General features: G+C 72.1%; 2 protein-coding genes. Both read right to left on the bottom strand.

What is annotated here, in order from left to right; genetic code table 11:
* Positions 1-3 precede the first annotated feature (3 nt).
* Positions 4-6,516 (bottom strand): SDR family NAD(P)-dependent oxidoreductase, encoded by a 6,513-nt coding sequence (locus ACIQRW_RS32530; RefSeq protein WP_403767261.1) that lies wholly within the window; start codon positions 6,514-6,516, stop codon positions 4-6.
* On the bottom strand, positions 6,513-21,869 hold the full coding sequence (locus ACIQRW_RS32525) for a type I polyketide synthase (RefSeq protein ID WP_403767258.1): 15,357 nt from the start codon (positions 21,867-21,869) through the stop codon (positions 6,513-6,515). The genes ACIQRW_RS32530 and ACIQRW_RS32525 overlap by 4 nt, the downstream gene beginning before the upstream one ends.
* Positions 21,870-21,963 lie beyond the last annotated feature (94 nt).

The following is a 21,963-nucleotide window of genomic DNA, read 5'->3' as shown; positions in this document are numbered from 1 at the left end:
GCGTCACGGGGTTTCGAGTTCGTCGTCGAGGAAGCCGAACAGCTCCTCGTCGGTGGCCGAGCGCAGATCCTCGGCGGAGTCGTCGGCGGCCGGAGCCGCCTTGGTGTCCCACTGGGAGAGCAAGGTGCGCAGCCGCAGGGTGACCTCGGTGTGGGCGGTGGCGTCCACGTCGAGGGACTTGAGGGTCTGCTCCAGCCGGTTCAGCTCCGTCAGGAGGCGGGGCACGGCCTGCGCTCCCCCGTCGGGGGCCAGGCCTTCCAGCAGGTGTTCGGTGAGCGCCGCCGGTGTGGGGTGGTCGAACACGGCCGTGGGCGACAGTCGTACGCCCGTTGCCGCACCCAGCTTGTTGCGCAGTTCGACGCCGGTCAGCGAGTCGAAGCCCGCTTCCCGGAAGGGGCGTTCGATCTCGACCTGGGCGGCCTCCGGCAGCGCCAGAACCGCGGCGGCCTGCTGCCGGACGAGTTCGACGATCAGCCGTCGGCGCTCGGGCTCGCCGGCCGCGTCGAGGCGGCGGCGCAGTGCGTCGGCGCCCGAGGTGTCCGCCTCTCCCGCGACCGTACGCCGGCCGGCGGCGCGGACCAGTCCGCGGAAGAGGGGCGGCAGTTCGCCGTCGGAGGCGGCGCGGGTCCGCAGGGTGCCGAGGTCGAGGTGGAGCGGTACGAGGAGGGCCTCGTCGGTGGCGAGCGCCGCGTCGAAGAGGCCGAGGCCTTCCTCCGAGGTGAGCGCGCGGACCCCGGTGCGCTCCATGCGGGCGCGGTCGCTGTCCCCCAGGTGTGCGGTGAGCGTGCTCTCCTCTTCCCAGAGTCCCCAGGCCAGGGACTGCCCCGGCAGGCCCCGGGCGCGCCGGCGTTCGGCGAGCCCGTCGAGGAAGGCGTTGGCGGCCGCGTAGTTGCCCTGGCCCGGCGTGCCGACGACACCGGAGGCGGAGGAGTAGAGGACGAAGGCGGCCAGGTCTGCTCCGGCGGTGAGCTCGTCGAGGTTGACGGCGGCGTCGACCTTGGGCCGCAGTACCCGCTCGACCTGCTCGGCGGTCAGGGTGTCGAGTGCCCCGTCGTCGGACACACCGGCGACGTGGATCACGGCGGTGAGGGGGTGCTCGGCGGGGATCGCCGCGAGGGTCGCCGCGAGCTGGTCCCGGTCAGCGGCATCGCACGCCGCCACCGTCACCACCGCACCACTCTTCTCCAGCTCCACGACCAGCTCGGCCACACCCTCGGCCGCACCACCCCGACGCGAAGCAAGCACCAGATGACGCACACCGTGCACGGACACCAAATGCCGGGCCACCAAACCGCCCAGCGTGCCCGTACCACCCGTCACCAGCACCGTGCCCCCGACATCCAGCACCCGGGGCACCGTCAGCACCACCTTGCCCACATGCCGAGCCTGACTCACATGACGGAACGCCTCCCGCGCACGACGCACATCCCACGACGCCACCGGCAACGGCTCCAGCACACCCCCCTCCAGCAGACCCACCACCTCGGCCAGCCACCCACCGATCCGCTCCGCACCCGCCTCGATCAGATCGAACGCCCGGTAGACAACGCCCCTGTGGTCAGCGGCGATTGTCTCGGGGTCACGGATGTCGGTACGGCCCATCTCGATGAACCTGCCGCCCCGGGGCAGCAGATCGAGCGAGGCGTCAACGAACTCACCCGACAGGGCGTTGAGGATGACGTCCATGCCCCGGCCGCCGGTCGCGGTGAGGAACCGCTCGCGGAACTCCAGCGACCTGGACGACGCGATGCGCGCCTCGTCCAGACCCAGCTCCCGCAGCGCACCCCACTTCCCCGGACTCGCCGTCGCGAACACCTCCGCACCCAGATGACGCGCCACCTGCACCGCCGCCATCCCCACCCCACCAGCACCCGCATGCACCAGCACCGCATCACCCGCCCGCACACCCGCAAGATCCACCAACCCCATCCACGCCGTCAGGAAGACGAGGGGTACGGAGGCCGCGGTCTCGTACGACCAGGCATCGGGCACGCGGACGACCATGCGCGCGTCGGCGACGGTCCGGGTGGCGAAGGCGCGCGGGACGATGCCCAGGACACGGTCGCCCGGCGCGAGATGCGTGACGCCGGGCCCGGTCTCCAGGACGACGCCGGCGGCCTCGTCGCCGAGCCAGGGCGCGGACTCACCCGGGTACATGCCGAGCGCGATCAGCACGTCGCGGAAGTTGACGCCGGAGGCCCGTACGGCGATCCGGACCTGTCCGGGCTCCAGCGGCGCGTCCGCCTCGGGGGCGGGAGCGAGACGGAGGGCGTCGAGCGATCCGGCCTTCGCGGTCTCCAGCCGCCACGGCCCGTCGGCCGGGGGCCGCAGCGTGTCGGAGCCGCCGGCCCGGGCCAGTCGCGGCACCCGCACCTCGCCGCCGCGCAGCCGGATGTGGTCCTCGCCGGGTGCGACCAGGGCGGCGAGCTCGTGGGCCGGGAGGGTGTCGTCGTCGGTGTCGAGCAGCAGGAACCGTCCCGGGTGTTCGGCCTGAGCGCTCCTGACGAGGCCACGCACGGCCGCGTGGGCCGCGTCGTCGCCGTGCGTGACGACGAGCAGGGGCGCGTCGGCCCCGAGGTTCTCGTCGCGCAGCCGCAGACGGGCCAGGGCGATGGTCCGGTCCACGGCCTCACGGACGCCGAGGTCCCGGGGTACCCGGGCGATCACCAGCTCCGGAGGTTGGAGCCCATCAGTTGCGTGAGTTGCATCGGGTACGTCGGTTACGTGAGTTGTATCGGGTACGTCGGTTACGTCTATGGCGTACGCGTCGGGCGCGCCGGACGCGCCGGGGACCAACTCGGCGACGGTCTGCGGCGCCTGGCCACCGCCGGTGCGGACAGCGGGCACCCAGTCGACGCGGTACAGCGAGTCCTGGCCCACCGACGCCGCGCGTAGCGCCTCCGCCGAGACGGGCCGCAGGGCGAGCATGTCGACGGACGCGACCGGCCGGCCCGAGGCGTCGGTCATCAGCAACGACACGGCGTTCCCGCCGACCGGGGAGAGCCGCACGCGCAGGAGCGTCGCACCGGTGGCGTGGATCTCCACCCCGTCGAACGAGAACGGCAGCATCGCCCCGCCTTGAGCGTCGACGAGTCCGCCGAGGCCGATGGGGTGCAGGGCGGCGTCCAGCAGTGCCGGGTGCACACCAAAACCAGCGGCCTCCACCCCGTCGGGCAGGGCCACCTCCGCGAAGACCTCACCGGCGCTCCGCCAGGCGGCCCGCAGGCCCCGGAAGACCGGCCCGTAACCGGGTCCTTCCTGCGCCAGCGCGGCGTAGAAGTCGGCCAGCTCGACGGGCTCGGCATCGGCGGGCGGCCAAGCAGCAAGGTCCTGTTCCGCCGTGGAGCGGGTCGGGGCGAGCCTGCCGGTGGCGTGGAGGTTCCAGTCGCCGTCGTCGGCGTCTTCCGCGAGCGAGAAGACCGAGACCGGGCGCCCGTCGGTCTCGTCGTCGTCACCGACGACGACCTGGATGCGCACAGGGCCTTCTTCGGGGAGGATCAGCGGGGCCTGGAGCGTCAGCTCCTCCACACGACCGCACCCGACCTCGTCCCCGGCACGCACCGCAAGCTCCACGAACGCGGTGCCCGGCAGGAGCACCACACCACCGACCTGGTGATCGGCCACCCAGGCATGGGAGGCACGGGACAGGAGTCCGGTGAGCACGAGCCCTCTTCCGTCGGCCATGGGGAGGGCGGCGGTGAGGAGGGGGTGTCCGGTGTTGGAGAGCCCGAGGCCTTCCGCATCGCCCGACACATGGGCCTTGGGAAGCCAGTAGTGGCTGCGCTGGAAGGCATACGTCGGCAGATCAACCCGCCGGCCACCCACACACAACGGCGCCCAGTCCACCGGAACCCCACACGCCCACGCCCTGCCGATCCCCTCGACCACCGACACGGCCTCGTCACGATCCTTACGGCACAACGCCACCAACACCAACGCGTCGGAATCGGTGAGCGCCTGACCCGCCATCCCCGTCAGCGTCGCGTCCGGACCGATCTCGACCAGAGCCGTCAGCCCACGACCCTCCAACTCCCCCACCGCATCAGCGAACCGCACCTCAGCACGGGCATGCCGCACCCAGTACTCCACCGACCCGACATCACCACCACCCCCAACCGTCGACACAAAACCAACCAACGGAGCGTGGAAATCAAGCGTGTCCAAAACCTGCCGGAACTCGCCCAGCATCGGCTCCATCAACGGCGAGTGAAACGCATGCGACACCCCCAACCGCCGTACCCGAACACCCCGCGCGACGAACCCGGCGACAACCTCTTCCACCACGTCCTGCGCGCCCGACACCACGACGGACGACGGACCGTTCACCGCCGCGACCGACACCGCATCCCCACGCGGATGAGCCGCGATCGCCTCCAGCGCTTCCGATTCCGGGGCTGCGACGGCGACCATCGACCCGCCCTCCGGCAATGCCTGCATCAACCGGCCACGCGCCTCGACCAGCCGCACCGCATCACCCAGTGACAAGACCCCGGCAACGTGAGCCGCAGCGATCTCCCCCACTGAATGACCCGCCACCACCTCCGGCCGCACACCCCACGACTCCACCAACCGGAACAACGCCACCTCAAAAGCGAACAACGCAGGCTGCGCCCACCCCGTCCGCTCCACCACCACCTCATCCGGCGACAACCCCAACAACGACCAGATCTCCCGCCACACCCCACCGAACACCGGGAAAGCAGCAGCCAACTCCCGCCCCATACCAACCCGCTGAGACCCCTGACCAGCGAACAGGAACCCCACCCGGCCGTCACCCACACCGGCCACGCCGGCCACACCACCAACACCGGACGACAGGGCCGCCCTCAACCCATCCAGATCACGCCCCGCGAACACCACCCGATGATCCAGATCCGCACGCCCCAACAACGACGCACCCACATCCACCACACCCACACCAGGCCGCGCACCCACAAAGGCCGCCAACCGCTCCACCTGACCCGCCAACGCGGCCTCGGACCGCGCCGACACCACCCACGGCACCACAGCACCACCCGACACAGCCGGCCCCACCTCGGAGACGGGCTCCGACAGATCCGACGACACAGGCGCCTGCTCCAACACCACATGCGCATTCGTCCCGCTGGCACCGAAGGAGGACACCGCCGCCCGGCGCGGACGGCCCGTCTCCGGCCAGCCGCGGCGCTCGGTGAGCAGGGCGATGTCTCCGCTGTTCCAGTCGACCTTGGGCGTCGGGTCATCCAGGTGGAGGGACTTGGGCAGCGCCCCGTGGCGCATCGCCATGACCATCTTCATGACGCCGCCCATGCCGGCGGCTGCCTGGGCATGGCCGATGTTCGACTTCAGTGAACCCAGGTACAGCGGGTCCCCGTCCGTACGGTCCTGGCCGTACGTGGCCAGCAACGCCTGCGCCTCGATCGGGTCACCCAGCGTGGTACCGGTCCCGTGCGCCTCCACCGCGTCGACCTCGGAGGCGGAGAGCCGGGCGGCGGCCAGGGCCTGGCGGATGACGCGCTGCTGGGCGGGGCCGTTGGGGGCGGTGAGACCGCTGCTGGCACCGTCCTGGTTGACGGCGGTGCCGCGGACGACGGCCAGCACCGGGTGGCCGTTGCGGACGGCGTCCGAGAGACGCTCGACGAGCAGGACGCCCGCACCCTCCGCCCAGCCGGTGCCGTCGGCGGAAGCCGCGAACGCCTTGCACCGCCCGTCCGGCGACAGGCCGCGCTGCCGGCTGAAACCGATGAACACGTCGGGTGTGGCGAGCACGGTCACCCCAGCGGCGAGGGCCATCGTGCACTCGCCCTGTCGCAGGGCGGTCACCGCAAGGTGCAGAGCGGTCAGCGACGACGAGCACGCGGTGTCGAGGGTGACGGCGGGACCTTCGAGGCCGAAGCTGTAGGCGATCCGGCCGGACAGAACACTGCCCGCGTTGCCTGTGCCGATGAACGCCTCCACGTCCTGGGGCACTTGGTCCATCGGGGCGCCGTAGTCGTGGTACATGATCCCCGCGTAGACGCCGGTGCGGGTGCCCTTGAGGGATGTGGGGTCGATCCCGGCCCGCTCGATCGCTTCCCAGGACGTCTCCAGCAGCAGCCGCTGCTGCGGATCCATCGCCAACGCCTCACGCGGCGAGATCCCGAAGAACCCCGCATCGAACTCCGCCGCGTCGTACAGGAACCCGCCCTCACGCACGTACGACTTCCCCGGGGCGTCCGGGTCCGGGTCGTACAACGTGTCGAGGTTCCAGCCGCGGTCGGCAGGGAAGCCGGACACCGCGTCGCGGCCCTCGGCGACCAGATCCCACAGCTCTTCCGGGGAGCCGACGCCACCGGGGAAGCGGCAGGCCATGCCGACGATCGCGACGGGCTCGGCGGCGGCGGCCGTCAGCCGGGCGTTCTCCCGTCGCAGCCGCTCGGCCTCCTTCAGCGTGTTCCGGAGGGCTCCGACGACCTTGTCCTGGTCCGACCGGTCGGCGGCGTTGTCCTGGGATGGAGTCATGGCTCGTTCCTTGGCTTCGGCGCGGTCGGGGTTCACTGGTCGTTCTCGGCGAGGCGGAGGAGGTCGTCGAGGTCCATGTCGTCGATCCCGGCGGTTCCGTCGCCCTCTGCCGTGCCCCCGGAGTCCCCGTCGGCGGCGGGTGCCCCGATGCCGGCGTCCACGGTTCCCAGTCCGGCGAGGCGAACCAGCGTGTCGAGCACGCCGGCCTCCCGGAGCCGGTTGAGGGGGATGGCGGAGAGCGCCTGGCGAACGCGGCCCTCCTCGGCTGCCCGGGTGTCCGCTCCGTCGGCCGCGGAGAGCTCCGCGCCGAGGTAGCGGGCGAGAGCCGTCGGCGTCGGGTAGTCGAAGATGACGGTGGCGGGCAGGCGCAGTCCGGATTCGAGGGCGAGCCGGTTGCGCAGTTCGACGGCCGTGAGGGAGTCGAAGCCCTGGTCGAGGAAGCCGGTCTCCGCACCCACGGTGCCGGGGCTCCCGTGCCCGAGCACCGTCGCGGCGTGGCCCCGGACGACGTCCAGCAGCAGCGCGTCACGCTTCTCGGCCGGTACAGCGGCGAGGCGCTCGGCGAGCGACGGCCCGTCCTGGCCGCCGGTGCCGGGGTGTGCCGCCGCGACGCGGCGGGCGGGCACCCGGACCAGGTCGCGGAAGAGCTGGGGCACGGGTTCGGTGACCGCGCGGGCGGCCAGCGCCCGCTGGTCGAGCGCCACCGGGACGAGCAGCGCCCGGTCCGCTGTGAGCCCCCGGTCGAACAGGGCGAGTGCCTGCTCGGTGGTCAGGGCGCGGACGCCCGCCCGGCTGCCGCGCGCCAGGTCCCCGCGGTCCAGGCGGGCGGTGATACCGCTGCTCTGCTCCCACAGGCCCCAGGCCAGGGACACACCGGGGAGCCCGAGGGCCCTGCGGTGCTGGGCGAGGGCGTCGAGGAAGGCGTTGGCGGAGGCGTAGTTGGCCTGTCCCGCGCTGCCCAGCACACCGCTGAACGAGGAGAAGAGGACAAAGGCGGCGAGGTCCATGTGCTGCGTCAGCCGGTGCAGGTTGACCGCGGCGTCGACCTTGGGCCGCAGGACCCGTTCGAGCTGTTCGGGGGTGAGGCCGCCGACGGTGCCGTCGTCCGTCACGCCCGCGGCGTGGACCACACCGCTCAGCGGGTTGTCGCCGCCGAAACCGGCGAGCACGTCGGCGAGGGCGGCAGGGTCGGCGGTGTCGCACGCGGCGACCGTGACGTGCGTCGCCCCGGCGGCGGTGAGATCGGCGACGAGCTCGGCCGCGCCGTCCGCGTCCCGTCCGCGCCGGCTGGTCAGCAGCAGTCGGCGCACGCCGTGCCGGGTGACCAGGTGACGGGCCACGAGTCCGCCGAGGGTGCCGGTGCCTCCGGTGACGAGCACGGTGCCGGCGTCCAGACGGACGTCCGGGGTGTCCTCGGGTGCGGCTCCTGCGGCGGCGAGCACCGGCGTGAGCCGCGTACCTGCCCGGAGCGCGACTTGTCCGTGGCTGGAGGCGGCTGCCTCGGCGAGTACGTCCCACGAGGCGACGGAGTCGTCGATGTCGACGAGGGCGAACCTGCCGGGGTGCTCGGCCTGCGCGGAGCGCATCAGACCCCACAGGGCGGCGCCCGGCAGGTCGGTGACGGCGTCGCCTGCGACCGATACGGCACCGCGCGTGACGCAGACGAGCCGGGATCCCGCGAAACGCTCGTCGGCGAGCCATCGCTGTGCGGTGGCCAGTGCCTCGGCAGTGCGGCGGCGCACCGCTCCGGCCAGGCGGTCATCGACTTCTGCGGTGATGGAAGCCGTGGCCAGCACCACGGTGTCGGGGACGGCGGTGCCCGCGTCCATGAGCGCGATCAGCTCGTCCAGGTCGGCACACATGTCGACGGTCTCCGCCGCGCCCTTGAGGGCGGACAGTACGTCGGCGTCCGTGTGCTGGAGAACAGCCCACCGTCCGCCGCCGCCCGCGGGGACGGCGGTCGTGGCGTCGGCGGTCTGCTTCCAGTCCAGGTGGAACAGGGTGTTGCCGCCGGCCGCCGCACCGAGCTCGCCCTTCACGGGGCGCGAGACGAGGCCGTCGACCACGGCCACGGTGTGTCCCGCCGCGTCGAGCAGCGTGAGCGCGACGGTATCGGCTCCGGCCCAGGCGATGCGTACCCGTGCCGCTGCCGCGCCGGAGGCGTGCAGCTCCACTCCGTTGAACGAGAACGGCAGTCGGACGTTCTCGTCGTCGGGGCCCGCCGCATCGAGGAGCGCGGGGTGCAGTGCGGCGTCCAGCAGAGCGGGGTGGATGCCGTAGGAAGCGGCGTCGTTGTCCTCGGGCAGAGCCACCTCGGCAAGGAGGTCCGAGCCATGGCGCCACGCGGACGTCAGGCCCCGGAAGGCGTTCCCGTAGTGGTAGCCACGATCGGCCAGGCTCTCGTAGAACCCGGTCAGTTCGATGCGTTCCGCGTCGGCCGGCGGCCAGGTCTCCGCGTCGTCGGCGGGCACCTCGCCGGGCTCGGTCAGCAGTCCGGTGGCGTGGAGGGTCCAGGTGTCGCCGTCGTCGGGCCGTGAGTGCACGGCGACGGGTCGGCCGCCCGTGGCATCCGGACCTTCAACCACGACCTGGAGACGCACACCGCCCCGCTCGGGAAGGATCAGCGGGGCCTGGAGCGTCAGCTCCTCGACACGACCGCACCCGACCTCGTCCCCGGCACGCACCGCAAGCTCCACGAACGCGGTGCCCGGCAAGAGGACCACACCACCGACCTGGTGATCGGCCACCCAGGACTGCGCACCACGCCCGACCCGCCCGGACAGGACCACACTCCCCCCCTCGGCCATGGGGAGGGCGGCGGTGAGGAGGGGGTGTCCGGTGTTGGAGAGCCCGAGGCCTTCCGCATCGCCCGACACATGGGCCTTGGGAAGCCAGTAGTGGCTGCGCTGGAAGGCATACGTCGGCAGATCAACCCGCCGGCCACCCACACACAGCGGCGCCCAGTCCACCGGAACCCCACACGCCCACACCCTGCCGATCCCCTCGACCACCGACACGGCCTCGTCACGATCCTTACGGCACAACGCCACCAACACCAACGCACCCGGATCAGCAAGCGCCTGACCCGCCATCCCCGTCAGCGTCGCGTCCGGACCGATCTCGACCAGAGCCGTCAGCCCACGACCCTCCAACTCCCCCACCGCATCAGCGAACCGCACCTCAGCACGGGCATGCCGCACCCAGTACTCCACCGACCCGACATCACCACCACCCCCAACCGTCGACACAAAACCAACCAACGGAGCGTGGAAATCAAGCGTGTCCAAAACCTGCCGGAACTCACCCAGCATCGGCTCCATCAACGGCGAATGAAACGCATGCGACACCCCCAACCGCCGCACCCGAACACCCCGCCCGACAAACCCGGCAACAACCGCCTCCACCACATCCCGCGCACCCGACACCACCACCGACGACGGACCGTTCACCGCCGCCACCGACACCGCACCCCCACCCGGATGAGCCGCGATCGCCCCCAGCACCTCGGCCTCCGGAGCTGCGACGGCAACCATCGACCCGCCCTCCGGCAACCCCTGCATCAACCGGCCACGCGCCTCCACCAACCGCACCGCATCACCCAGCGACAACACCCCCGCCACATGAGCCGCAGCGATCTCCCCCACCGAATGACCAACCACCACCTCCGGCCGCACACCCCACGACTCCACCAACCGGAACAACGCCACCTCAAAAGCAAACAACGCAGGCTGCGCCCACCCCGTCCGCTCCACCACCACCTCATCCGGCGACAACCCCAACAACGACCACACTTCCTGCCACACCCCGTCGAACACCGGAAAAGCAGCAGCCAACTCCCGCCCCATACCAACCCGCTGAGACCCCTGACCAGCGAACAGGAACCCCACCCGGCCGTCCTTCACCGCCACACCGGCATCCGTGCCCGGACCTGCCACCGCAGCGGACAGCAAGGCCTCCCGATCACGCCCCGCGAACACCACCCGATGATCCAGATCCGCACGCCCCAACAACGACGCACCCACATCCACCACACCCACACCAGGCCGGTCAGCCAAGTGATCCGCCAAGCGCCGCAGTTGGCTCACCAACGCCGCCTCGGACCGCGCCGACACCACCCACGGCACCACAGCACCACCGGCCTCAGGTGGCTCCACCTCGGAGCCGGGCTCCGACAGATCCGACGACACAGGCGCCTGCTCCAACACCACATGCGCATTCGTCCCACTGATACCGAACCCGGACACCGCCGCCCGACGCGGACGACCCGTCTCCGGCCACCCACGCTCACTCACCAACAACTCCACCGCACCCGACGCCCAATCCACCTCCGGCGACGGCTCCTCCACATGCAACGTCCGCGGCAGGACGCCGTGCTGGAGGGCGAGCACGGTCTTGACCACGCCCGCGATACCTGCGGCAGCCTGCGGGTGGCCGATGTTGGACTTCAGCGACCCCAGGTACAGCGGGTCCCCGCCCGCGCGGCCCTGGCCGTAGGTGGCCAGCAACGCCTGCGCCTCGATCGGGTCACCCAGCGTGGTACCGGTGCCGTGCGCTTCGACGGCGTCCACGTCACCGGTGGTCAGGCCGGCATTGGCGAGGGCCTGGCGGATGACCCGCTGCTGCGAGGGGCCGTTGGGGGCGCTCAGGCCGTTGGACGCACCGTCCTGGTTGGTGGCGGAGCCACGGATGACGGCGAGTACCGGGTGCCCGTTGCGGCGGGCGTCCGACAGGCGCTCCAGGAGGATCACTCCGACGCCCTCGGAGAGGCCGATGCCCTCGGCGTCGCTGGAAAAGGTGCGGCAGCGGCCGTCGTGCGACAGGCCCCGCTGGCGGCTGAAGCCGATGAAGCCCTCGGGGGTGGACATGATGGCCACCCCGCCGGCGAGGGCCATGTCGCACTCGCCCTGCTTCACTGCCTGCGCGGCGAGGTGCAGCGCGGTCAGCGAGGACGAGCACGCGGTGTCGACGGTGACGGCCGGGCCTTCGAGACCGAAGGTGTAGGCGATCCGGCCGGAGACGACGCTGTTGTGGCCTCCGGTGACGAGGTGGCCCTCGTAGCCCACCGGCGCCTGTCCCATGGCCGCCCGGTAGTCCGACGGGTTGGCGCCGATGAAGGTGCCGGTGCGGGTGCCCTTGAGGATCGTGGGGTCGATGCCTGCGTGCTCGATCGCTTCCCAGGATGTCTCCAGCAGCAGCCGCTGCTGCGGGTCCATCGCCAGCGCCTCGCGCGGCGAGATCCCGAAGAACCCCGCGTCGAAATCGGCGGCGTCGTGGAGGAATCCGCCGTCGCGGGCGTAGGTCTTTCCGGGGGTGGCGGGATCGGGGTCGTAGAGACCGTCCAGGTCCCAACCGCGGTTCTCCGGGAAGCCGGTGATCGCGTCCCCGCCGTCCCGGAGGAGCTGCCACAGCTCCTCCGGGGTGGTGACGCCGCCGGGCAGCCTGCACGCCATGCCGACGATCGCGACCGGTTCGTCGTGGAGCGCGGCGACGGCCGTCACGGCCGGGGCGGCCACCTCCGGCCAGCCGACGGCTTCCGGGAAGCAGCGGTCGTGGAGGTGGGCGGCCAGCTCGGCGGGGGTCGGGTGGTCGAAGACGACGGTCGCGGGCAGCCGCTCCCCGGTGGCGGCCTTGAGGCGGTTACGGAGGTCGACGGCGGTGAGCGAGTCGAAGCCGAGGTCACGGAAGGCCCGGTCCAGACCCACCTGGTCGGTCGTGGCGTGGCCCAGGACGGCTGCGGCCTGGGAGCGCACCAGGTCGACGAGTTCACGTTCCCGCTCCTCGCGGGGCAGCCCTTCGAGCCTGCGGAGCAGCGTCGCGGCGTCGTGTCCGGTGGCGCCACCAGGTGCGGCGGCATCCGACGCGGTCGCCTCGGGGATCTCCCGTATCAGGGCGCTCGGACGGACCGAGGTGAAGAGGGTGGCGAAGGGCTCCCAGGCGATGTCGGCGATCGCGACGAACGTCTCGTCGTGGTCGAGCGCCTGGCGCAGTCCGGTGCACGCGGCCTCCGGGTCGAGCAGCGGAAGGCCCTGCTGTACGGCACGGTCGGTGATCGTACGACGCTCGGTGGCGCTCAGGGAGTCCCAGTCGTTGTACGCGTCCCAGATCCCCCAGGCGATCGACGTGGCAGCGAGGCCTCGGGCACGGCGGCGTTCGGCGAGAGCGTCCAGGTGGGCGTTGGCCGCGGCGTAGGCCGCGTGGTCGCCGCTGCCCCAGAAGCCGGCGATGGACGAGAAGAGCACGAAGGCGTCCACGTCCTCGCCGAGCAGTGAGTCGAGATGTTCGGCGCCGGCGACCTTGGCTCCCAGGAGCGCGGCGAAGTGGTCGGGGGTCGCGTCGGCGAGCGGGGCGAGTTCCGCCTGAACGGCGGCGTGCATGACGGCGCGCACGGGGTCGCCCTGGTCCGCGAGACCGGTGACGAGTGCTTCGACGGCGTCACGGTCGGCGATGTCGCAGGCCGCGACGGTGACCCGTGCGCCGAGGGCGGTGAGCTCCCGCGCCAGATCCTCGGCCCCTGGGGCGTCGCCGCCGCGGCGGCTGGTGAGGACGAGATGCGGGGCGCCCTCGCGGGCGAGCCACCGTGCCACGTGGGCGCCGAGGGCACCGAGTCCGCCCGTGATGAGCACCGTGCCGTCGGGCCGCCAGCGGCGGGGCGGAGCTGTGCGGCCGAGAGAGGCGCGCACCATGCGCCGGGCGAGGACTCCGGCAGCGCGGACGGCGAGCTGGTCCTCCCCGGCCGGCTCCGCGAGGATGCCGCAGAGCCTGCGCAGCGCGCGCTCGTCGGCGATGTCGGGGAGGTCCACCAGGCCGCCCCAGACGCCGGACTGTTCGAGAGCCGCGACCCGTCCGACGCCCCACACCTGCGCCTGTACGGCGCTGGTCAGCGTCTCGGAGGGGCCGGTGGCGACGGCACCCCGGGTGAGGCACCAGAGCGGGGCGGCGCTGTCGAGGTCGCACAGTGCCTGCACGAGGGAGACGGTGCCCGCGAGGCCCGCCGACACCAGCGGCTGCGTCGCTGTGGGCGTCTCGTCGAGCGCCCACAGCGACAGGACGCCCCGCAGATCGTGGCGCCCGGTCAGCGCCTCCCGGACGCGCGCGGCGAGCCGAGTCCGGTCCGTGTCGTCCTCCGTGACGGTCAGAGTGACGATGTCGGCGCCCCGCCCACCGAGCATGCGGACGAGGGAGGCGGTCGTGTCGTCACCGCCGACGGAGTCGGGCACCACGACGATCCAGGTTCCGGACAGCACGGGCACGGAAGTGCCGGAAACGGGCCGCCAGGCGGTCTTGTAGCGCCAGGAGTCGATCACGGACTCCTGGGGGCCGGCCCGCCGCCAGGACGCCAGGGCCGGAAGCAGAGGCCGCAGATCCTCACCATCAAGATCCAGCGAAACCGCCAGCGACTCCAGGTCCTCGCGCTCGACGGCCTCCCAGAACCGGTCCTCGACCTCGTCCCGCGACACACCCACCGACGCCGGCAGCTCACCCGACTCCAGCCAGAAGCGACTGCGCTGGAACGGATACGTCGGCAGATCCACCGCCTCGGAGCCATGCGTCAACGGACCGAAATCAACGGGCAGTCCGTGGACGAAGGCCTGCGCAAGCGACGTGACGAACCGCTGAGCTCCCCCGTCATCACGGCGCAGGGACCCGACGACGGTGGACGCGCCGGAATCCTCCACCCCCACAGCGAGGACGGGATGGGCGCTGCACTCCACAAAGGCCGACAGCCCGTCGGCAATCAACGCCTTCGTCGTCGCCTCGAACTCGACCGTCTGCCGCAGATTCCGCACCCAGTAAGCGGCGTCCAGAACCTCGGTGTCCAGCAGACCACCGGTCACCGTGGAATAGAACGGAACCGTCGCCGAACGCGGCGTAATCGGGGCCAGAACGTCAAGTAGTTCCTCTCGGATCGACTCGACGTGCGAGGAGTGCGAGGCATAGTCCACCGCGATACGCCGGACCCGAACCTCCTCACCCTCCAAGCCTGCCAGCAGCTCGTCGAGCGCGGACGGCTCGCCCGAAACGACCGTGGAAGAAGGTCCGTTGACGGCGGCGACCGCCAGACGGTCACCGAACCGCTGGAGCCGCTCTCGTACGGTCTCGGCCGGCAGCGCCACCGACGCCATACCGCCCCGGCCCGCGAGACGCTCACCGATCACACGGCTGCGCTCAGCAACGATCCGGGCACCGTCCTCCAACGACAACGCACCCGCCACCACAGCCGCAGCGATCTCCCCCTGCGAATGACCCACCACCGCAGCCGGCACCACACCGAACGACTCCCACAACCGGGCCAGAGAAACCATCACCGCCCACGACGCAGGCTGCACCACATCAACCCGGGCCAGATCACCCGCCAACTCCACCCGCAGATCCCACCCCACGAACGGGGCAAGCGCCGCAGCACACTCACGCAGCGACTTATCGAACACCGGGAAGGCATCCGCCAGTTCCAACCCCATCCGCGACCACTGCGCCCCCTGCCCCGGGAACACGAACACCGGCCGCGCAACCGCACCCGCAACACCCGACACGACACCCGGCTCACCCGCCGCGACCGCGTACAGGCCGGCGAGCAGTTCCTCACGGTCATGGCCCACGACCACCGCGCGATGCTCCAGCCGCGCCCGCGAACGCAACAGGGCGCCGGCGACGGAGAGCAGGTCCTGATCGGCGTCGGTCGCGGAGCGGAGGTGGGCGCGCAGCCTCTCGGCGGTGGCGCGCAGGGCGTCGTCGGAGGCGGCCGACAGGACCCACGGGGTCGCTCCCCCGCCAACGGCGGGCTTGGACTGCGCGGGGGCGTCCGCGTGCTCGACGGCTTCGAGGATGACGTGGGCGTTGGTGCCACTGACGCCGAAGGAGGAGACGCCCGCGCGGCGCGGACGACCCGTCTCCGGCCACTCCCGGGACTCCGTCAACAACGACACGTCCCCCGCGGACCAATCAACATGCGAGGACGGCTCATCCACATGCAACGTCCGCGGCAACACACCATGCCGCATCGCCATCACCATCTTGATCACACCAGCCACACCCGCAGCCGCCTGCGCATGACCGATGTTCGACTTCAACGACCCCAACAGCAGCGCATCACCCCCCTCACGCCCCTGCCCATACGTCGCCAACAACGCCTGCGCCTCGATCGGATCACCCAACCGGGTCCCCGTACCGTGCGCCTCCACCGCATCCACATCGGTCGGGGACAGGCGGGCGCTCTCCAGGGCCTGGCGGATGACGCGCTGCTGGGCGGGGCCGTTGGGGGCGGTGAGCCCGTTGGACGCACCGTCCTGGTTCACGGCCGAACCCCGCACCACCGCCAGCACCCGGTGGCCGTTACGGCGGGCGTCGGAGAGGCGCTCCACCAGAAGGACGCCGACGCCCTCGGCCCAGCCGGTGCCGTCGGCGGCGTCGGCGAACGACTTGCAGCGCCCGTCGGTGGCGAGGCCCTGCTGTCGGCTGAACTCGGAGAAGACACTGGGGCTGGAGAGGACGGTGACGCCGCCGGCGAGGGCCATGGTGCACTCGCCCTGACGGAGCGCCTGCGCCGCGAGGTGCAGGGCGACCAGCGACGACGAGCACGCGGTGTCGACGGTCACGGCCGGGCCTTCGAGACCGAGGGTGTACGCGACCCGGCCCGAGGCGACGCTGCCGGAGGTGCCGGTGGCGAGGTAGCCGCCGACCTCGTCCGGCACGCGGTCGAGACGGCTGGCGTAGTCGTGGTACATGACGCCGGTGAAGACACCGGTGCGGGTGCCGTTGAGCGAGGTGGGGTCGATCCCGGCCCGCTCCAGCGCCTCCCAGGACGTCTCCAGCAGCAGCCGCTGCTGCGGGTCCATCGCCAGCGCCTCACGCGGCGAGATCCCGAAGAACCCCGCGTCGAAGTCAGCGGCGTCGTACAGGAATCCGCCTTCGCGGACGTACGAGGTGCCGCCGGTCCCGTCGGTGGCTCCGAGCAGGGCGTCCATGTCCCAGCCGCGGTCGGTGGGGAACGGGGACACGGCGTCGACGCCGTCGGCGACGAGTTGCCACAGCTCCTCCGGGGAGCCCACGCCGCCGGGAAGACGGCAGGCCATGCCGACGATCGCGATCGGCTCGTCGACGGCGGAGGCACGCGGGGCACTCGGCTCCGTGCGCGGCTCCGAACCGCCGTCGAGCAGGGTGCCGATGTGGGCGGCGAGACGGTCCGGTGTCGGGTGGTCGAAGACGGCGGTGGCCGGCAGGCGGAGGCCGGTCGCCGTGTTGAGGCGGTTGCGCAGTTCGACGGCGGCGAGTGAGTCGAAGCCGAGGGCACGGAATGGCTGCCCGGCGTCGACGGCGGCCGCCGAGTCGTGGCCGAGCACCGCTCCGGCCTGGGCGCGCACCAGTTCCGTCAGGGTGTGCTCCCGCTGCTCGGGCGTCAGCCCGAGGAGGCGACGCGCGAGGTCGCTGACGACGGAGGTCCCCCGGGCGGCGGCGGTGGTGCGGCGCCGAGGACGGGGCGCGTACGCGCGCAGGAGCGGCGACAGCGTTTCGCTGCGGGCGGCATCGCGCAGGGCGGCCCGGTCCAGTACGAGCGGGACGACCGCCGCGTGCGGGGTGTGCAGGGCGGCGTCGAAGAGGGCGAGGCCCTGGGCGGTGGTCATGGGTGCCACGCCGGTCCTGGCGAGGCGCAGCACGTCGCCGCGGTCCAGGTGGCCGGTGAGGCCGCTGGCCTGCTCCCAGTAGCCCCAGGCCAGCGAGACGGCGGGCAGCCCCTCCTGCCGGCGCCGGACGGCGAGTGCGTCGAGGTAGGCGTTGGCAGCCGCGTAGTTGGCCTGGCCGGCGGTGCCGAGGACGCCGGCGGCGGAGGAGAAGAGCACGAAGGCGGAGAGGCCGAGGTGCGCGGTGAGGTCGTGGAGGTGCTGGGCGGCGTCGGACTTGGGGCGGAGCACCTGGTCGACGTGGCCGTCGGTGAGGGAGGTGACGACGGTGTCGGCGAGCGCACCGGCGGTGTGGACGACGGCGGTCAGCGGGTGCGCGGGATCGATGTCGGCGAGGGCCGCGGCGAGGGCGTCGCGGTCGGCTGCGTCGCAGGCGACGATGCGCACCCTGGCGCCGTGGGCCGCGAGGTCGGCGGACAGTTCGGCTGCGCCGGGGGCGTCGGGGCCGCCGCGGCTGAGGAGCAGCAGGTGGCGCACGCCGTGTGCGGTGACGAGGTGCCGGGCGAGGAGGCTGCCGAGGGTGCCGGTGCCGCCGGTGACGAGGACGGTGCCCTCGGCGTCGAAGGGGGTGTCAATGGTGTCCGGGCCGGCGGGTACGGGGGCGAGGCGGGGTGTGCTGATGCCGTTCGGGCCGAGGGCGAGCTGCGGCTCGGCGGTGGCGAGGGCGGCGGTCACGGCATCCTGCGACGGCTCGGCGTCCCGCTCGATGTCGAGGAGCTGGAAACGGCCGGGGTGCTCGGTCTGTGCGGACCGTACGAAACCCCGGACGGCGGCGTGCACCAGGGAGTCGCGGAGGGTGACGAAGGCGAGGCGCGAGGTGCTCCAGCGGTCGTCGGAGAGCCAACGGCGGACCAGTGCGAGTACCGATCCGACGAGGTCGCGCACGTCGGTGGCGTCGTCGGGCAGGGCGAGGGCGACGACGGCGGGAGCCGGGCCGTCGAGGGCACCGAGGGTGTCGAGATCCGGGGCCCCGGCGTCCAGGAAGGTGACGTCGGTCGCGCCGGTCGGGGCCGGAAGGCCGACGATCGGGTCCCACACGACGTGCAGGAGATCGGCGGCGCCCGTCGTGCCGAGCGCGTCGGTGGCCGGCGCGCGCAGGGCGAGCGACTCGATGCGGGCGACGGGCGCCCCGTCGGTGTCGGTGAGGCGCACGCTCACGGTGTCGTCGCCGGTTCGGGTGAGCTGGACGCGCAGGTCCGCCGTGCCGGTGGCGTACACCTCGACGCCGCTCCACGAGAACGGCAGCCGCAGGGCAGCGGTGTCCCCGGCGTGGCCGGTATGGACGAGGATCGCGTGGAGCGCCGCGTCGAGGACCGCCGGGTGCAGCAGGAATCGTTCGGCTTCCTCGGCTGCGACCGATGTGACCTCCGCGTACACGTCGTCTCCGGCGGTCCACACGGCGCGCAGCCCTTGGAAGGCGGGGCCGTATCCGTACCCTGCGGCGGTGACGTCGTCGTAGAAGGTGTCGAGGGGGACGCCGGAGGCACCGGGCGGCGGCCAGGCGACGAGGTCGAAGGAAGGCTCGGCGGCGTCGGCGGGAACGAGGGTGCCGGTGGCGTGGCACGTCCACGAGGCGTCGCCGGAGTCGTCCGTCCGGGCGTGCACGGTCAGGGGGCGGCTGCCGTCCGCCTCGGCGGCGCCGACGGCGACCTGGACGGCGACGGGCCGGCCGTCGACCAAGGCCAGCGGTGCCTGGAGCGTGAGCTCGGCGATCCGTCCGCAGCCGACCTCGTCGCCCGCGCGTACGGCGAGTTCCACGTAGGCCGCGCCGGGCAGGATGACGTGTCCGTCGACGGTGTGGTCGGTGAGCCACGGGTGGTCGGCGAGCGAGAGGCGCCCGGTCAGCAGGGCGCCGTCGGTGTCGGCGAGCCTGACGACGGCACCGAGCAGCGGGTGGTGCGCGGCGCCCAGTCCGGCGGCGTTGAAGTCGGCGCGGCCGGCCGTCGGGCGCAGCCAGTAGTGCGTGCCCTGGAAGGCGTACGTCGGCAGGTCGACGGTGCGTCCGTCAGCGACGAGCAGTCCCAGGTCGACGGGCAGTCCGTGGACGAAGGCCTGCGCAAGCGACGTGACGAACCGCTGAGCTCCCCCGTCATCACGGCGCAGGGACCCGACCACGATGGACGCACCGGACTCCTCCACCCCCACGGCGAGAACGGGATGGGCGCTGCACTCCACGAAGGCCGACAGCCCGTCGGCTATCAGCGCCTTCGTCGTCGCCTCGAACTCGACCGTCTGCCGCAGATTCCGCACCCAGTAAGCGGCATCCAGAACCTCGGTGTCCAGCAGACCACCAGTCACCGTGGAATAGAACGGAACCGCCGCCGAACGCGGCGTAATCGGGGCCAAAACGTCAACGAGTACGTCTCGGATCGACTCCACGTGCGAGGAGTGCGAGGCATAGTCCACCGCAATACGCCGGACCCGAACCTCCTCACCCTCCAAGCCTGCCAGCAGCTCGTCCAACGCGGACGGCTCACCCGAAACCACCGTGGAGGAAGGCCCGTTGACCGCAGCGACCGCCAGACGGTCACCGAACCGCTTAAGCCGTTCTCGTACGGTCTCGGCCGGCAGCGCCACCGACGCCATCCCACCCCGACCGGCGAGACGCTCACCAATCACACGGCTGCGCTCAGCAACGATCCGGGCACCGTCCTCCAACGACAACGCACCCGCCACCACAGCAGCAGCGATCTCCCCCTGCGAATGACCCACCACCGCAGCCGGCACCACACCGAACGACTCCCACAACCGGGCCAGCGACACCATCACCGCCCACGAAGCAGGCTGCACCACATCAACCCGGGCCAGATCACCCGCCAACTCCACCCGCAGATCCCACCCCACGAACGGGGTAAGCGCCGCAGCACACTCACGCAGCGACTTATCGAACACCGGGAAGGCATCCGCCAGTTCCAACCCCATCCGCGACCACTGCGCCCCCTGCCCCGGAAACACGAACACCGGCCGCGCAACCGCACCCGCAACACCCGACACCACACCCGGCTCACCCGCCGCCGCAGCTGCCAGGGCGGTACGGAGGGAGGTGTCGTCGGTGCCGACGACCACGGCGCGGTGGTCCCACAGCGATCGTGTGGCGAGGAGCGAGTGGCCGACGTCGGCCGGGCGGGCGCCGTCGTGCTCCTCCAGGTGGGCGAGCAGGCGGGCGGCCTGCTCGCGCAGGCCTTCGGCGGTGCGGGCGGAGAGCGTCCAGGGCACTGCGGGGGCGGGGGTGGCCGTGCCCGACGCCGACTCCGGCATCGTCCCGGGCGCGGCCCCGGTCTCTGCCTCGTCCGTCGCGTCCGTCGCGTCCGGCCGGGGGGCCTGTTCGAGGATGACGTGGGCGTTGGTGCCACTGATACCGAAGGAGGAGACGCCCGCGCGGCGCGGACGACCCGTCTCCGGCCACTCCCGGGACTCCGTCAACAACGACACGTCCCCCGCGGACCAATCAACATGCGAGGACGGCTCATCCACATGCAACGTCCGCGGCAACACACCATGCCGCATCGCCATCACCATCTTGATCACACCAGCCACACCCGCAGCCGCCTGCGCATGACCGATGTTCGACTTCAACGACCCCAACAGCAGCGCATCAACCCCCTCACGCCCCTGCCCATACGTCGCCAACAACGCCTGCGCCTCGATCGGATCACCCAACCGGGTCCCCGTACCGTGCGCCTCCACCGCATCCACATCGCGGGCGGAGACGCCGGCGTTGGCGAGAGCGCGGCCGATGACGTCCTCCTGCGCCTCGTCGTTGGGGGCGGTGAGGCCGTTGGAGGCACCGTCCTGGTTCACGGCCGAACCCCGCACCACCGCCAGCACGCGGTGCCCGTTGCGCAGGGCGTCGGAGAGGCGTTCCACCAGGAGGAGGCCGACGCCCTCCGCGGGGCCGAAGCCGTCGGCGCCTTCGGCGAACGCCTTGCAGCGGCCGTCGGGGGCCAGGCCCTGCTGACGGCTGAGATCGACGATCCAGTTGGGGGCGGCCATCACCGTGACGCCGCCGGCGAGGGCCATGGTGCACTCGCCCTGGCGGAGCGCCTGCACGGCAAGGTGCAGGGCGACCAGCGACGACGAGCACGCGGTGTCGACGGTCACGGCCGGGCCGCGCAGGCCGAGGGTGTACGCGACCCGGCCGGACATCACGCTGGTGGTGTTGCCGACGGCCAGGTATCCCTCCACATCCTCGGCGGCCGGGTCGCCGTGGCGGGGGGCGTAGTCCTGCGGGACCGCGCCGACGAACACGCCGACGTTCTCCCCGCGCAGTGCGGCGGGAACGATGCCGGCGCGCTCCACGGTCTCCCAGGCGGTCTCCAGCAGCAGCCGCTGCTGGGGGTCCATCGCGAGGGCCTCGCGCGGGGAGATCCCGAAGAACCCCGCGTCGAACTCGGCCGCGCCGTGCAGGAATCCGCCCCCGCGGATGTAGCTGGTGCCGGCCCGGAGCGGGTCGGCGTCGAAGAGTGCGTCGAGGTCCCAGCCGCGGTCGGTGGGGAGCGCGGAGATTCCCTCGGCCCCGTCGGCGACCATGCGCCACAGGTCCTCCGGGGAGCCGATGCCCCCGGGGAAGCGGCAGGCCATGCCCACGATGGCGATGGGCTCGCGGTTGCGGGACTCTGCCGCGCTCAGACGCTGCCGGGCCTGCCGGAGATCGGCCGTGACGCGCTTCAGGTAGTCGCGGAGCTTCTCTTCGTTGGGCGAGGTGGCAGGCATGTAACACAACTCCACAGGCGGAAGGGGCACGGGGACGGCACGGCAGTGGGGAGATCGCTGGCACGGCAGCAGGGCGCGCGGAGGCCTCACGGCG

This window comes from Streptomyces sp. NPDC091287, assembly GCF_044768525.1.
Lineage (GTDB): Bacteria > Actinomycetota > Actinomycetes > Streptomycetales > Streptomycetaceae > Streptomyces.
This window is presented reverse-complemented; position numbering and strand designations above follow the sequence as displayed.